The sequence below is a fragment of the Rhizobium yanglingense genome, assembly GCF_977109285.1.
Map to the genome: position 1 here is coordinate 201,439 of NZ_CDSAWY010000004.1, position 14,141 is coordinate 215,579.

Consider the following 14,141-nt stretch of genomic DNA (forward strand, 5'->3'; position numbering starts at 1 on the left):
GCTTTTGTTGTACTTTTATTGCCGCGTCGCTTCAGCGGCGGCTCATCAGGCCGAAGACGTAGGCAATGCCGGCGGTTACGGCGAGTGCGAAGATCGGCTCTTCACGCACTTTCTCGCGCACACGCTCGGTCATGACAGAAGCCTCGTCGGTAACGGCGGTCTTTGCGCCGTGCCCCAAGGCGACGACGCTCTCTGAAAGCCGTGCCAAATCCTCGCGCAATGCGGTGACTTGAGCCGAAAGATCGTCTGCTGCGATTTCCGCCTTCACGCGTGCGCCCGTCGTTTGTCCGGAGGCGGTCTTGAGTTCGGCCATTGTTTGCTCCTCTTTTTGCGGATGCGGCTTCAACGACGTGAGGGCCGAAAGGTTCCCTGAACCGCTTCATTTCTTAAACGTGATCGCCTTCCGGGACCTTCGCCGGCACCTGCTATGTTTTCGCGCGCGGACGCTTCATTTCCTTACGCGTTTGTTCTAAGGAACGTCGAAAGCTTTGCCCGTGAAAGGGCGAAATATAATGCGAGGTTTGCGTTTCGATGTTCCATTTCCTGAGAAGAGCCGCCCGGACCTGGGTCGCCAAGCTCCTGATGCTTCTCCTGGTCGCTTCATTCGGTATTTGGGGCATCTCCAGTTCGCTGCTCACTGGCAGCAGCAGCACGGCCGTCGTCACCGTCGGTGACCAGCAGGTAGACGCCACCGAATTCCGCCTTGCCTACCAGCGACAGGTCGCAAGCCTCAGCCAGCAGTTCGGCATGCGTCTGACGCCCGAGCAGGCCAAGGCCTTCGGCGTCGAGCAGCAGGTGATCGCCCAGCTCGTCGCCGGCGCCTCGCTCGACCAGCTTGCCGCCGACATGAATCTCGGCCTTTCCGAAGATCGTCTAGCCCAGCTGATCGCTGACGATCCAGCTTTCAAGGCAGTCAACGGCCAGTTTGATCGCACGCTCTTCACCTCGCGCTTGCGCAACGCCGGCATCCGTGAGGCGGACTATATCAGCGAGCGCAGCAAGGTCGCTGTGCGCAGCCAGATCGTCGACGCGGTGTCGAACGGCTTCACCGCTCCGAAGACGCTCGTCGACGCGCTGAAGCTCTACCGTCAGGAAAGCCGCGACATCGACTACTTGCTGCTGACGAACGCGAACATCGAGCCCATCAAGGCTCCGGCCGAGGATCTGCTTTCGAAGTGGTTCGACGGCGTCAAGAGCCGCTATCGCGCGCCGGAATATCGCAAGATCGCCTATCTGAAGCTCGAACCTGCCGACATTGCGGATGCCTCGACCGTCACGGACGATCAGATCCGCGAGGATTTCGACAAGCGTAAGGACAGCTATCGCACGCCGGAAACGCGCACGATCGAGCAGCTGACCTTTGCCAGCAAGGATCTGGCGACGGCTGCCGAAACGGCGCTCAAGAGCGGCACCAGCTTCGACCAGCTCGTGACCGACCAGGGCAAGACGGCAAGCGACGTGCTGCTCGGCGATTTCACCAAGGACAAGGTTCCGGACCAGGCCATCGCCGATGTCGCTTTCGCAGTCGCCAGGGACGGCGGCACGACGCCGGTCGTCGACGGTTCCTTCGGCCCAGTCATCCTCCGCGTCTCCAACATCAAGCCGGAGAGCGTCAAGAGCTTCGACGAGGTGAAGGAAGACATCCGCAAGCAGTTGGCGCTCGTCAACGCGTCGCAGGAGGTAATCAACGTGCACGATCGCGTCGAGGATCTGCGCGGCTCCGGCCAGACACTTGAGCAGATTGCCGAACAGCTGAAGTTGAAGGCCGTCGTGATCGACGCCGTCGATCCGAGCGGGTTGGACAAGGACGGCAACGAGGTCAAGGACATCCCCGCGAAGCCGCAGTTGATCGGTGAAGCCTTCAAGACCGAATCCGGGATACAGGCGCCGGCGCTGTCACTCGGCAATGACGGTTATGTCTGGTTCGACGTGCGCGAGATCACGCCGGAGCGCGACCGCCCGCTGGCCGAAGTGCGCGACAAGGCCGTGCAGGATTGGACCGCCGAACAGCAGAAGCTCGAACTTGCCAAGAAGGCCGGAGAGCTGAAGCAGGAAGCGCAGAAGGGCAAGACGCTTGCCGACATCGCAGCTCCGCTCGGAATTGCCGTCGAAAGCAAGAGCGGCATCACGCGCGGCACCGAGGACGCCGTTCTCGGCCGCGCCGGCGTGACCGCTGCCTTCACAGGCCCGGTCGATACTGTTGCAAATGCCGCTGGCGGCGATCCCGGCACGCAGATCCTGCTGAAGGTCACCAGCGTCAACGCGGAGCCGACGGGTGATGTGCTGAACAATCAGGATGCGCAGATCACTGCCATGGCGAACGCTGCCGGCGACGACATTCTCGACCAGATGGTGAACCTACTGCAAACGCACTACGGTGCGTCGATCAACCAGACGCTCGCCGATCAGGCAGCCGTTCGCTAGGAGCTGTAGCGCATGACCGATCTGAAGCCGCTTCTTGCCAAAGCTGCGAGCCGCGAACCGCTGACCCGCGACGAGGCCCGCGAGGCCTTCGAAATCCTGATGTCCGGTCAGGCGACTCCTTCGCAGATCGGCGGTTTCCTGATGGCGCTGCGCGTCCGCGGCGAGACGGTCGATGAAATCGTCGGTGCTGCGACGACCATGCGCTCGAAGATGCTGCGGGTGGAAGCGCCTGCCGATGCGATCGATATCGTCGGCACCGGCGGTGACGGCACCGGCACCTACAATATCTCGACGCTGGCGGCGCTGATCGTTGCCGGCGCCGGTGTTCCGGTCGCCAAGCACGGTAACCGGGCACTGAGTTCGAAATCCGGAGCCTCCGATAGCCTGGCAGCTCTGGGCGTCAAGCTTGAGATTGCGCCTGAAGTGATCACGCGCTGCATCAATGAGGCAGGCGTCGGCTTCATGTTTGCTCAGCAGCACCATTCCGCGATGCGCCATGTCGGGCCGTCCCGGGTCGAGCTCGGCACCCGGACGATCTTCAACCTGCTCGGGCCGCTGACGAACCCGGCCGGAGTGCGCCGCCAGTTGCTCGGCGTCTTTGCGCCGCAATGGGTCGTGCCGATCGCTGAGGTCATGCGCGACCTCGGTTCGGAGAGCGTCTGGGTCGTGCATGGCGATGGCCTCGATGAGATCACCACCACCGGCAAGACCAGCGTAGCAGCGCTTGAAAACGGCAAAATCCGCACCTTCGAGCTTTCGCCGGCGGATTTCGGCGTTTCGCCCTGTGCACTTGCGGCGATCAAGGGCGGCGATGGCGTCGCCAATGCTGCTGCACTTCGCGAAGTGCTAAGCGGTGCGAAGAACGCCTATCGCGATATCGCCCTTGCCAACGCGGCTGCCTCGCTCGTCATTGCCGGCAAGGTGGAGACGATCACCAGCGGCATGAAGCTCGCGACCGAATTGCTTGATAGCGGCGCGACCGCCGTAGCCCTCGATAAACTGATCGCCGTTTCGAACGATATCGACTAGGATTGGCCGATGACCGATATCCTCAGAAAGATCGAGGCCTACAAGCGCGAGGAAATCGCCGCCGCCAAGGCGAAGGTTTCGCTTGCCGACCTGAAGGCGATGCAGTCAGGGCAAACCGCGCCGCGCGGCTTCCACAAGGCTCTCGTTGCCAAGCGCGATGCCGGACACTACGGCCTGATCGCCGAGATCAAGAAGGCAAGCCCATCCAAGGGCCTCATCCGCCGGGATTTCGATCCGCCGGCACTCGCCAAAGCCTATGAAGCCGGCGGTGCCGCGTGCCTATCCGTCTTGACCGACACGCCAAGCTTTCAAGGCGCGCCGGAGTTCCTGACGGCTGCACGCGAAGCCTGCGCCCTTCCGGCGCTGCGCAAGGATTTCATGTTCGAGATCTACCAGGTGCACGAGGCACGCGCCTGGGGCGCAGATTGCATTCTGCTGATCATGGCCTCGCTTTCCGATGACGAGGCTGAACGACTGCAGGATGAAGCCTTTGGGCTCGACATGGGCGTGCTGGTCGAGGTGCATGACGCCGCAGAAATGGAGCGGGCGCTGAAGCTCTCCTCACCGCTCATCGGCATCAACAACCGCAACCTGCGTACCTTCGAGGTCAGCCTGAGCGTCAGCGAAGAGCTTTCGGCGATGGTGCCTGACGATCGGCTGCTGGTCGGCGAGAGCGGCATCTTCACCCATGCAGACTGCAAGCGGCTGCGGGCGGCCGGCATCAACACCTTCCTCGTCGGAGAAAGCCTGATGCGCCAGGATGACGTGAGGGCTGCGACCCGCGCTTTGCTCTTCGGCGAAGCGGCAATCGCGGCGGAATAACATGAGCGGCGAGAAGCCAGGACTTACCCATATAGCCGCCTCCGGTGAGGCCCACATGGTCGATGTCGGCGGCAAGGCCGATACGGTTCGCATTGCAACTGCGGAAGGCCATGTGAAGATGGCGGCGCAAACGCTGCGATTGATCCGTGAAGGAAACGCGAAGAAGGGCGACGTCATCGGCACGGCGCGGCTGGCCGGCATCATGGCGGCCAAGCAGACGTCCAGCCTTATCCCGCTCTGTCATCCCCTAATGCTGACGAAGGTGAGCGTTGAGATCGAGGAGGATGTCGCCCTGCCCGGCCTGCGCATCATCGCGACCGCCAAGCTCACCGGCAAGACAGGCGTCGAGATGGAAGCGCTAACCGCCGTGTCCGTCGCCTGCCTGACGATCTACGACATGGCGAAGGCCGCCGACAAGGCGATGGAGATTGGCGGCATCCGGCTGCTCGAAAAGTCGGGCGGCAAATCCGGCGACTTCCGCCATCCGGAGGCTGGCCGATGAGCCTCCTTCCGGTCGCCGAGGCGCAAGGCAGGTTGCTTGGGCACGCCAAGCCGATTTCCGATGTCGAGACCGTTTCGCTTGCCGACGGCGATCGGCGCGTGCTCGCGGCCGACTTGACGGCGCGGCTGACGCAGCCGCCCTTCGATGCGTCTGCGATGGACGGCTACGCGCTGCGCCGCGAGGATGCACCGGAACCCGGCGCTAAACTCAAGCTCATCGGCACATCTGCGGCGGGACACGCTTTCGATGGCACCGTGGGCAAGGGCGATACGGTCCGCATCTTCACGGGCGCGCCGGTTCCCTCCGGCGCCGACAGCGTCCTGTTGCAGGAGGATGCTGAGAAAATCGATGGAGGCATCCGCACGAAATATCCCATCCGCCAGGGCCAGCATATCCGTCTCCGCGGGCAGGATTTTAATGAAAACGAGGCGGTGCTCGCCGCCGGCACCGTCATGGATTTCACGCGACTGACAGTGGCCGCCGCGATGAACCATGCCTCGATCGACGTGCTGCGCAAGCCGCTTGTGGCGGTGCTTGCAACCGGCGACGAACTGCTGACGCCAGGAAGCGACCTGGGGCCCTCGCAGATCGTCGCGTCGAACACGTTCGGTATCGCGGCGTTGGTGCACAAGGCCGGCGGCGACGTACTCGATCTCGGTATCGTGCCCGACGACAAGGTTGCTATTACGGCAGCGGTCCGCAGGGCACAGGCCGCCGGTGCTGATGTCATCATAACGCTCGGCGGCGCCTCCGTCGGCGACCACGACCTCGTGCAGGCCACACTGGTTGCGGCGGGCATGACGCTCGATTTCTGGAAGATTGCCATGCGGCCAGGCAAGCCGCTGATGGTCGGCAGCCTCGGAAGCACGCACGTGCTCGGTCTGCCGGGCAATCCGGTATCAAGCCTCGTCTGCGCCTTGCTGTTCCTCGAGCCGCTGGTCCGCAAACTCGCCTCTCTGCCGCCGGTCAAGCGCGACGCCATGGTGGAGGCGGCTGTCACCCTTGCCTCCAACGATCAGCGCCAGGACTATGTGCGGGCGAAGCTCGCCAAATCCTCCTCCGGCAAGTGGCTGGCGGAGCCGTTCGACAAGCAGGATTCGTCGATGATGAAGGTCTTCGCCCATGCCGACTGCCTGATCATCCGCCCGCCTCATGCGCCGCAGCTTCCGGCAGGATCCCCCTGCCCGGTGATGCTGCTCCGACCGGAGCTTCTCGGCTGACTTATGGCAGAAGTGCGATCCGTCGCGACGCCGCTGATCTAAAGCGAATACACCCCGCTCACATTCTCCATCTCAGCCCCGAAGTCTGCGACCGCGTATGTCGTCACCAGTCGAAGCCGCTCGCGGGGCAAAGGCGCCCTGCCCGGGTCGCCGATCAGGACGTCGATGCCAGCGGCGCGGCAGCGCGCGAGGAACGGCAGGACGCGGCTTGCAAGCCTTGCATCGTAGAACACGTCGCCCGCCAGGATAACATCGCAAGCGGGAGGCGAAGTGTCTAGGATATCGGCGTGCAGGGTTTCGATCTTGATGCCATTAGTAGCAGCGTTGAGGTCTATAGCGGCAATCGCATGAATATCGATGTCAATCGCGGTGACATGGGCAGCACCTGCATTCGCAGCAGCAATAGCGACCAGACCCGAGCCTGAACCGAGATCGAGGACATGGCGGTCGCTAACGGTTTGAGGCTGCGAGAGGATATGGCGGGCGAGCACCGCTCCGCCAGCCCAATGATAAGCCCAGTAGGGCGCGGTGGAACCCGCGCGGCCAAGCCTTGTCAGTCGCCCCAGCCCGCTTCCCGAATGTGCTGTATAGAGCATTATCTCGGGAACTGACGGGACAGGCTGAAGGCGGAGGTTCTTGCGAATGAAATCTGCCGCTGCAAGATACTGCGGGCTGTCTTTGCCTGTCATTGGCGGCGCCCCATGTCCACCGGCACGCGCGGAATCAGTAGTTCTTCATGGCGAGGTGCGGCATGCCCCCGTCGAGAAATTCATCGCCGAACGCAGTAAAGCCGAACTTCTCATAGAGCGCGATCTTGTCGCTTTGAGCCGTCAGGTAAAAGCGATTGCCGCGTGCCGTGTGATGCGCCTCCATCGCAAAGCGGATCATCGCGCTTGCGATGCCATGGCCGCGCCATTGCGCCCCAACGGCCACGCGCCCGATCTTCACGTGATCGTCGAGATAGACGAGCCGAAGCGTGCCCGCGACTTCGCCGGCCTGGATGGCGACGATGTGGTGGGCGCTTAAGTCGGCTTTATCGAATTCCTCATCGGCAGGCACATTCTGCTCACCGATGAAGACGGAGCGACGCAACTTGAAAGCTTCGTTGCACAAGGTGCTGAAGAGCGGAACGGATAAAATCACCTCTGTCATGTCTGCCTCCTCGGAGAGCATCAACGGAAGGCGCCAATTGTCGGTCCGTCTCTCCTCAACCCTGCTTCTTCTTAGCGAACTTGCCCTTCTGCGCGAAGCCACCCTTGCCTTCGAATTTAGGTTTTCCCGCTGCTTTGCCCCAAGGCTTGGAGTCGCGTTTCTCACTGTGATCGCCGGTTGTGGGTGCTGTCTTACCTTTGAAATCCTTTTTGAAATTGCCTTTAGGGCGATCGTCATAGGATGTCTCGTCACGCCGCTCGCCGAACGTCTTCTTGCCGGCATAAGGCTTTGCAGCAGCCGGACGGCTGAAATCCGGGGTGCCGTTCAGACGCGTCACGCGGATGCCGCGCTCCATCGTCTTGTTCGGCCCGACCGCTTGCAGGAAAGCTTCGGCGCTATCGGCAGAAATTTCCACATAGGTCTCTTCCGGCTGCATCTTGATCGCACCGATCTCCCGTTTCGTCAGATTGCCGTTGCGGCAGAGCATCGGGATCAGCCAGCGCGGTTCGGCATTCTGCTTGCGGCCGACGGAAACCGAGAACCAGACGCTCGGACCAAAGTCGTCACGCGGGCCCTTCTGGCTCGGCTCCCGCGGCTCAAAGGCATTATCGCGGCGCTGACGCTTGCGGTCGCCCTCGATCGAGACTTCGATCAGATCTTCCGGCGCTGATTGATTGGAGCGATAGAGGCGCACGAAAGCCGCGGCAAGCTTCTCTGCGCCGTGATTTGCAATGAGCTGGCCGACCAGTGCTTGATCTTCGTCGCGCCCGGCCTCGCTGAGGATCGGGTCGGCAAGCAGGCGCTCGTCGTCGCGGCGCATCACATCTTCGGCCGACGGCGGAAGAGCCCAGGTGGCGGCAATCCCGGCGGCATCGAGAATGCGCTCGGCCTTACGGCGGGCATTGAGAGGCACGATCAGTGCGCTGACGCCCTTGCGCCCTGCCCGGCCGGTGCGGCCGCTGCGATGCAGCAGCGTTTCCGGATTCGTCGGCAGGTCGGCATGGATGACGAGGTCGAGGCCCGGAAGGTCGATGCCGCGGGCGGCGACATCCGTTGCGATGCAGACGCGGGCGCGGCCGTCGCGCATCGCCTGCAGGGCGTGCGTCCGCTCGTTCTGCGTCAGTTCGCCGGAGAGTGCCACGACTGCGAAATTGCGGTTGTTGAAGCGGGCCGTCAGATGATTGACCGCAGCGCGCGTCGAACAGAAGACAATGGCGTTGGTCGCCTCATAGTAGCGCAGGACATTGATGATCGCATTTTCGCGGTCAGCCGGCGCAGCGGCAAGCGCGCGGTATTCGATATCGACATGCTGCTTCTCTTCGGTCTGCGTCGAAATACGCACGGCGTCGCGCTGGTAGCTCTTGGCGAGCTTGGCGATGGCGGAGGAAACAGTTGCCGAAAACATCAGCGTCCGGCGGTCGTCGGGTGCCGCTTCGAGGATGAACTCCAGATCTTCACGGAAGCCGAGGTCGAGCATCTCGTCCGCCTCGTCGAGCACGACGGCCTTCAATGCGGACATATCGAGAGCTTTGCGGCGGATATGGTCGCAAAGACGTCCGGGGGTGCCGACGACGATATGAGCGCCGCGTTCCAGTGCACGGCGCTCGCTGCGGATATCCATACCGCCGACGCAGCTGACGATCAGCGCACCGGTCATCTCGTACAGCCACTCGAGCTCGCGCTTCACCTGCAAGGCAAGTTCGCGGGTCGGCGCGATCACAAGCGCCAGCGGTTCGGCGGCGGGTGCAAAGCGCTCCTCGCCTTCAAGCAGCGTCGGCGCGAGCGCAAGGCCGAAGGCGACGGTCTTGCCCGAGCCGGTTTGCGCCGAAACCAGCGCATCCGAAGCGACAAGTGCCGGATCGAGCATGGCTTTCTGAACGGGGGTCAGCGCTGCATAGCCGCGCTTTGCCAACGCCTTGGCGATCGCCGGGACGACGCTGTTGAGATCTGTCATCTGTCTGTCTTTCGGAATATCGGGCGCAGAAGCGCCGTGGCCGGAACCTGCCGGCAGAACGGTTGGCGCGTTCCTACCCGCTAAGACGGCAAATGTCAAAGCGGCAATGTCAGCCGGCGCAGCGCCACAGCCAGACGTCGATGCTGCCGGAGCGGCCGCGGATTTTCGTCTCCAGTGGACCTTCGAGTGGACCGGCCGGTAACGGGCCGGCGCCGGCGGATGCTGCGCGGACAAGTGCCGCGCTGAAGGCGACCTCAGCGCCGCGACTGGCCGCAACTTCCATCAGGCGGCTGGCGACATTGACGGTGTCGCCGGTCGCGCTGATCTGCTGGCGATCGCCGGTGCCGAGGCGCGAGGCGACGACAGCCCCGCAATGGGCGCCGATCTTGAAGCCGATCTTCCGTCCCCCTTGGAGAGCTGTGTGCGAATCGAGCCAGGAGCGCATGCGATCTGCGAGCGCCAGCGCGCAGGCGGCGGCGCGCGAAGCGTCGTCTTCGGCCGGGTGCGGCAGCCCGAACAGGATCATCGCACCGTCCCCCATGAAGCTCGTGATCGCGCCGCCATGTGCCCGCGCCTCCTGGTCGGCTATCTCGAAAAAGCCGCTCAAGACCTCCCGCACGGTTACCGCTCCGACCGCTTCACTAAGCCCGGTAAAGCCCGAGAGATCGATGAAGACCACGGCAGCATCCTGCCGGACTGGCTCGGCAAGGAAGGATGGATCGCGTGCGAGCCATTCTCCAAGGCCGGGTGCTTCGATGCGTTGCAGGAGCTCGCTTTGGGCAGCGAAATGGCGCGCCTGGCGGCGTCCGAGAAGGAGTTGCGCTGCGCCGAAGATGAGAACCGGAGGCAGCGCGGCGGCGATCGGCAACGCTGCGCTCAGCCAATAGCCTGCCTTGAACATGGCAAGATTGATGGTCGCCCAGACCACAAAAACGAGAGCGATCAAGACGAAACCGATCAGGCTGCGCCGCCACGCGATCAGGCCAACCAGCGCAAGTGGCAGAAGCACCGCGACCGTGGCGTCGAGCCGGCGAATATTATGATCGCGGACGATGCTGTCTCCGGCGATCAGATGCGCGATCGCGGTCGAAATGACCTCGACCCCGGGCAGAACCGGATCGAAAGGCGTCGGAAAAACGTCGCCACCGGCCGTCACGGTTGCGCCGATAACGACGACGCGGTTCTCGATTGCGTCTGCAGGCACCTTGCCATCGAGCGCATCCATCAGGCTGAAAGTTGGGATTGTCCGGCGCGGGCCGTCAGAAGGTAAGCGGCAGGCGCTGACCAGTATCGGTCGGAATATGCCTGTCGGCAAAGGAGATGCTGCCCGGCTGAAAGGCCGGATCGCGATCGAGCGCCAGCGACGCCGCGCGCAGCGGAAACGACGGATCCACACGCCCGGCGCTGCGCGAGATGAGCGGAATGAAGCGGGGGACGCCCGTCTCATCCGTTGCGACATTAACGACGCCAGTAGCGGCGATATCGGAAAAACGCTTGAGAGGAAGGAGCAGGCTGTCGGCGACGGGAATGCCTGAAAGCGGATCGTTCGGATCGCTTGTCACCATCTGCTTGCTTTCCGGAAAGACGGCGGCAGCCGCGATGACGGAGGGCACGAGCCTGAGGGCCGATGCAAGTGCGACATCGCCTTCCTCGGTACCGGGATCGAGCAGGAGCAGATCAAGTGCGATCGTCTTCGGCCTCGACGCGGCAACGGCGGTGATTGCGCGGGCAAGCGTTGCGCGATCGATGGGAAAACCGTGCGAAGCTGCCGTGCGGTCGTCTATCGCAATGATCGCGACGGCAGGCGGCGGCGTCTTGCCGCCGATCAGCACGCTTCGAATATCGGTCAGCGAAGCTTCCATCCGGTCGAGGAATCCGGCGCTGCCACTCAGATGCAGGGAGCCCAGAAAGCCACCCCAGAGTGCGGACAGAAGAAGGGCCGCAGTGATCAGAAATCGCTGGCGCGGCATGGGGGACCTACTGGCCGAGGCGGGCAAGCAGGGCGGCGGCGCGGGCGGCCGGCCAGCGGCGCACCTCAAGCGCGCCGGTACCGCTTACAACATCGACGCCCTCGCCGGGGCCGAGCACCACGGGATCGCCCGCAGGACGGCGCACGGCAACGGAGCCTTGGACCACAAGCACGGAGGTTCGGCCGCTTGCAACGTCGACGGCCCATTGCGTGCCGCGCACGGCAGCGATCGCCTGCGGCGTCACCACCTGAAAGCCACCTGTGTGGCGAGCGTCGTCGACATCGACCAGGATTGCCTTGCCACGCAGCGACACAACATCGGGGCTGCCATCGCGGTTGCGGTCATTCAGCCTGAAGGCGGCACCCGCCTCGGCCGTCACCGTTACCCCGTTCGGGCAGCGAAGAACCTCACGCCCGCCCGCTGCATTCTCGATAGTGCAGCCGCCCGTTCGGGCAAGTGCTGCGCCCGCCGGCAGCAGAAATGCCGCAAGCGCGGTTGCGGTAGAACCGCACAGGAATGCTGAGATTACGCTCATGATACGTCCCCACCTCGCGCAAGTACCCCACCCCGGCATGGTGTTCGCCATGCGGTCAAGTACTTGTCCCCGGCACCGTCACCATAAAACAAAACAAGGGTTTCGTATGCAGAAAAGCGCAGACTGGCAAGGTCGGCCGGCCTTATGCGCCAGAGGTTTCGATAGAGGGACCGGTGTAGCGGGCTCTCGGACGGATGAGATGGCCGCTCTCGACCTGTTCCATCGCATGCGCCAGCCATCCGCAGCTGCGGGCGAGCGCGAAGATGACGAGTGGCGCATCCCGTGGAAGCTCGAAGTGTTCCGCCATTGCCGTCAGCGCGAAATCGATGTTGGCGCGCTCGCCGATCATCGCTTCGCCGGCCACTTGGATTTCGAGGAAAATCCCCGCTGGCGTGATATGCGCAAGCAGAGCTTCGGCGCGGATATCGCCGTCTGGATAGAGCGGATGACCGAAGGCCGGAAGCCGGCTGCCCTGCGCCAGGATGCGGCGGATGGCTTCCTTGACGCCGATGCGCCTAGCCGTCTCGGAAAGCGTTGCCACGGCCTCCCAAGCGCCACCGTGCAGCGGACCTGTCAGCGTTGCAAGACCGGAAAGCACCGATGCGGAAAGAGTTGCGCCCGCTGAAGCCGTGACGCGTGCGGCGAAGGTCGATGCATTGAGTTCGTGATCGGCAAGCAGCACTAAGGCGCGGCGCACCGCATCGCTGGCTTCTGGCCGGCGCCAGCTTTTTGCAAGGCGCCGATGGAGAGGCTGGTCCGATGCGCCTGGCGCGAGCGCGGAAGCGATCGTCGTCATGATATCTTGCGCTTCGGCTCGCAACGCCGGGAGCGAACGGCCGAGGCTCGGCAGGTCTTGAGGCACGCGGGCGGCGAGCGCCGAGAAAGCGGCAGCCACGGACGGAACGGATGACACGCTCGAGCCGGCGGCGATGTTGATAGGTGTACCCTTGTTCCAAAGCAGTGCCGCCGTTTCTTCAAGCGTTGCATATTCGGAAAGTTTGGCGGCATCAACTCCGCGATAGTAGAGATGCCCATTGACGACGGTTGAAACCGCTGACGGTAGGACCGGATCGCCCCACTGTATCGCCTCCGCTGCGACAGTCTCGATCTTCCGCCGGCCTGCGTGGCGCTTGGCAAGCCAGGGTGACGTCAGCGGTGTAATAGAGGCTGCGACGCGGGTCGGATGGATCGGGTTTGGCGCGAATGCGTCCCCGGCTGACATTGGCATAAAGCGTCTGCGGCTTGGTGCCGAGACGATTCAGCGCTTCCTCTGCAGTCAACCAGGACATTGAGCCTCATATTGATCAATTTCATCAAGATTGACGTCAATCAATCTAGGACCGATCTTCTTTTCCGTAAAGGAGAAATGCCTATGAAAAACGGTTTGGAAGATGTGATTGCCGCGGAGACCCGGCTTTCGGATGTCGACGGTCCGGCCGGGCGGCTGATCATCCGCGGCGTTTCGCTCGACGACCTCGTTGCGGACGGCACCTATGAAAGCGTCGCGGCGCTGCTGCTCGACGGATTGATGGAAGCGCACGTCAATGGCGAGGGTTTGAAAAAGCGGCTCGGAGCGGCACGCGCAGAAATCTACGCGCATGTCGTGGCCGACGCCACCCTCCTTGCCCTGCCACCGGTCGATGTGATGCGGGCACTGATTGCGCGACTGCCGGACGGCGAGGATTTCGAAACGGCGTTCAGGCTCCTTGCGGCCCCCGCCGTGTTCCTGCCGGCGGTTCTGCGGATGCAGCGCGGAGAAGCACCTGTTCCGCCGGATGCCTCAATATCGCAGGCCGCAGACATCCTACGCATGATGACGGGCAGGCTGCCGAGCGTCGAACAAACGGCTGCGCTCGACGCCTATCTAGTGACGATCTCCGATCACGGGTTGAACGCCTCGACCTTCGCATCGCGGGTGGTCGCCTCGACGCATGCCGGCCTCACGTCATCAGTGCTCGCGGCGATCAGCGCGCTGAAAGGTCCGCTGCATGGCGGCGCGCCGGGACCGGTTCTCGACATGCTTGATGCGATCGGCGCCGAAAGCCATGCAAAGACCTGGCTTGCGGCCGCCCTCGACCGCGGCGAGAGGCTGATGGGCTTCGGCCATCGCATCTATCGCGTTCGTGACCCGCGTGCCGACGCTTTGAAAAATGCGCTGAAGCCGCTTGTCGCAACCGGCCAGGTCGATCGGTCGCGGATCAGTCTGGCCGAGGCGATCGAAAAGGCGGCGCTCGCAATGCTTAAGGAGCGCAAGCCTGATCGTCCCTTGGACGTGAATGTCGAATTCTATACGGCGTTGCTTCTGGAATCGCTCGGTTTCCATCGCGAGGCCTTCACCGGCGTCTTTGCGATCGGCCGCACCGTCGGCTGGATTGCGCATGCGCGCGAGCAGCTGCTCGAGGGCCGGTTGATCAGACCGAAGTCTGTCTATGTCGGGCCTTCTCCGATCGCGGCTTGAACAGAGTTCCGGCGGCAGGTTCACGCCTGTCGCCGGATCTCCAAGCTTTTCGCTCGGCATTGTCGATAGCGAGGA

11 protein-coding genes and 2 pseudogenes are annotated in these 14,141 nt (G+C 63.1%); 6 read left to right on the forward strand and 7 right to left on the reverse strand.

The genetic code is table 11. The features are described 5' to 3' along the window. Window positions 1-31 precede the first annotated feature (31 nt). On the reverse strand, window positions 32-313 hold the full coding sequence (locus tag ACW4PC_RS05860; protein ID WP_455873145.1) for a hypothetical protein: 282 nt from the start codon (window positions 311-313) through the stop codon (window positions 32-34). 218 nt (window positions 314-531) lie between these two features. Here ACW4PC_RS05860 and ACW4PC_RS05865 point away from each other — a divergent pair, with 218 nt between their 5' ends. From ACW4PC_RS05865 to ACW4PC_RS05885, 5 genes are read left to right on the forward strand one after another with little or no spacing between them, the layout of a single operon-like run. Next, the gene (locus tag ACW4PC_RS05865) at window positions 532-2,424 is read left to right on the forward strand and encodes a SurA N-terminal domain-containing protein (RefSeq protein WP_455873146.1); all 1,893 of its coding nucleotides are present in this window, start codon (window positions 532-534) and stop codon (window positions 2,422-2,424) included. Window positions 2,425-2,436: 12 nt separating this feature from the next. Then, complete coding sequence (gene trpD, locus ACW4PC_RS05870) at window positions 2,437-3,453, forward strand: anthranilate phosphoribosyltransferase (RefSeq protein ID WP_455873147.1); 1,017 nt, start codon at window positions 2,437-2,439, stop codon at window positions 3,451-3,453. A 9-nt stretch (window positions 3,454-3,462) separates the two neighbouring features. Beyond that, a complete protein-coding gene (gene trpC / locus ACW4PC_RS05875; protein WP_455873148.1) occupies window positions 3,463-4,275 on the forward strand; it encodes an indole-3-glycerol phosphate synthase TrpC in 813 nt (270 codons plus the stop codon). A 1-nt stretch (window position 4,276) separates the two neighbouring features. Beyond that, window positions 4,277-4,777: a cyclic pyranopterin monophosphate synthase MoaC gene (gene moaC, locus ACW4PC_RS05880; protein ID WP_455873149.1), complete on the forward strand. Its 501-nt coding sequence runs from the start codon at window positions 4,277-4,279 to the stop codon at window positions 4,775-4,777. After that, window positions 4,774-5,997 (forward strand): molybdopterin molybdotransferase MoeA, encoded by a 1,224-nt coding sequence (locus ACW4PC_RS05885; RefSeq protein ID WP_455873150.1) that lies wholly within the window; start codon window positions 4,774-4,776, stop codon window positions 5,995-5,997. Before moaC ends, ACW4PC_RS05885 begins: the two co-directional genes overlap by 4 nt. 38 nt (window positions 5,998-6,035) lie before the next feature. Here ACW4PC_RS05885 and ACW4PC_RS05890 read toward each other — a convergent pair whose 3' ends face one another. From ACW4PC_RS05890 to ACW4PC_RS05915, 6 genes and pseudogenes are all read right to left on the reverse strand, one after another. Next, the gene (locus ACW4PC_RS05890; protein WP_455873151.1) at window positions 6,036-6,686 is read right to left on the reverse strand and encodes a class I SAM-dependent methyltransferase; all 651 of its coding nucleotides are present in this window, start codon (window positions 6,684-6,686) and stop codon (window positions 6,036-6,038) included. A gap of 34 nt (window positions 6,687-6,720) precedes the next feature. Beyond that, complete coding sequence (locus ACW4PC_RS05895; protein WP_455873152.1) at window positions 6,721-7,149, reverse strand: GNAT family N-acetyltransferase; 429 nt, start codon at window positions 7,147-7,149, stop codon at window positions 6,721-6,723. Between the two features lie 55 nt (window positions 7,150-7,204). Then, entirely contained in the window at window positions 7,205-9,103 is a 1,899-nt protein-coding gene (locus ACW4PC_RS05900; protein ID WP_455873153.1) for a DEAD/DEAH box helicase, read from the reverse strand. A 109-nt stretch (window positions 9,104-9,212) separates the two neighbouring features. After that, window positions 9,213-11,073 (reverse strand): annotated as a pseudogene (locus ACW4PC_RS05905) (CHASE2 domain-containing protein). Window positions 11,074-11,080: 7 nt separating this feature from the next. Continuing rightward, window positions 11,081-11,608 (reverse strand): FecR domain-containing protein, encoded by a 528-nt coding sequence (locus ACW4PC_RS05910; protein WP_455873154.1) that lies wholly within the window; start codon window positions 11,606-11,608, stop codon window positions 11,081-11,083. A gap of 142 nt (window positions 11,609-11,750) precedes the next feature. Then, a pseudogene (locus tag ACW4PC_RS05915) lies at window positions 11,751-12,897 on the reverse strand (citrate synthase). 83 nt (window positions 12,898-12,980) lie between these two features. Here ACW4PC_RS05915 and ACW4PC_RS05920 point away from each other — a divergent pair. Next, window positions 12,981-14,066, forward strand: coding sequence for a citrate synthase/methylcitrate synthase (locus ACW4PC_RS05920; protein ID WP_455873155.1), 1,086 nt, complete (start codon window positions 12,981-12,983; stop codon window positions 14,064-14,066). Window positions 14,067-14,141: the final 75 nt, after the last annotated feature.

What these genes read in the sequence shown, in the direction of transcription:
- ACW4PC_RS05860 (WP_455873145.1), bottom strand. Translation starts at nt 313, where the DNA reads ATGGCCGAACTCAAGACCGCCTCCGGACAAACGACGGGCGCACGCGTG.
- ACW4PC_RS05865 (WP_455873146.1), top strand. Translation starts at nt 532, where the DNA reads ATGTTCCATTTCCTGAGAAGAGCCGCCCGGACCTGGGTCGCCAAGCTC.
- trpD (WP_455873147.1), top strand. Translation starts at nt 2,437, where the DNA reads ATGACCGATCTGAAGCCGCTTCTTGCCAAAGCTGCGAGCCGCGAACCG.
- trpC (WP_455873148.1), top strand. Translation starts at nt 3,463, where the DNA reads ATGACCGATATCCTCAGAAAGATCGAGGCCTACAAGCGCGAGGAAATC.
- moaC (WP_455873149.1), top strand. Translation starts at nt 4,277, where the DNA reads ATGAGCGGCGAGAAGCCAGGACTTACCCATATAGCCGCCTCCGGTGAG.
- ACW4PC_RS05885 (WP_455873150.1), top strand. Translation starts at nt 4,774, where the DNA reads ATGAGCCTCCTTCCGGTCGCCGAGGCGCAAGGCAGGTTGCTTGGGCAC.
- ACW4PC_RS05890 (WP_455873151.1), bottom strand. Translation starts at nt 6,686, where the DNA reads ATGACAGGCAAAGACAGCCCGCAGTATCTTGCAGCGGCAGATTTCATT.
- ACW4PC_RS05895 (WP_455873152.1), bottom strand. Translation starts at nt 7,149, where the DNA reads ATGACAGAGGTGATTTTATCCGTTCCGCTCTTCAGCACCTTGTGCAAC.
- ACW4PC_RS05900 (WP_455873153.1), bottom strand. Translation starts at nt 9,103, where the DNA reads ATGACAGATCTCAACAGCGTCGTCCCGGCGATCGCCAAGGCGTTGGCA.
- ACW4PC_RS05910 (WP_455873154.1), bottom strand. Translation starts at nt 11,608, where the DNA reads ATGAGCGTAATCTCAGCATTCCTGTGCGGTTCTACCGCAACCGCGCTT.
- ACW4PC_RS05920 (WP_455873155.1), top strand. Translation starts at nt 12,981, where the DNA reads ATGAAAAACGGTTTGGAAGATGTGATTGCCGCGGAGACCCGGCTTTCG.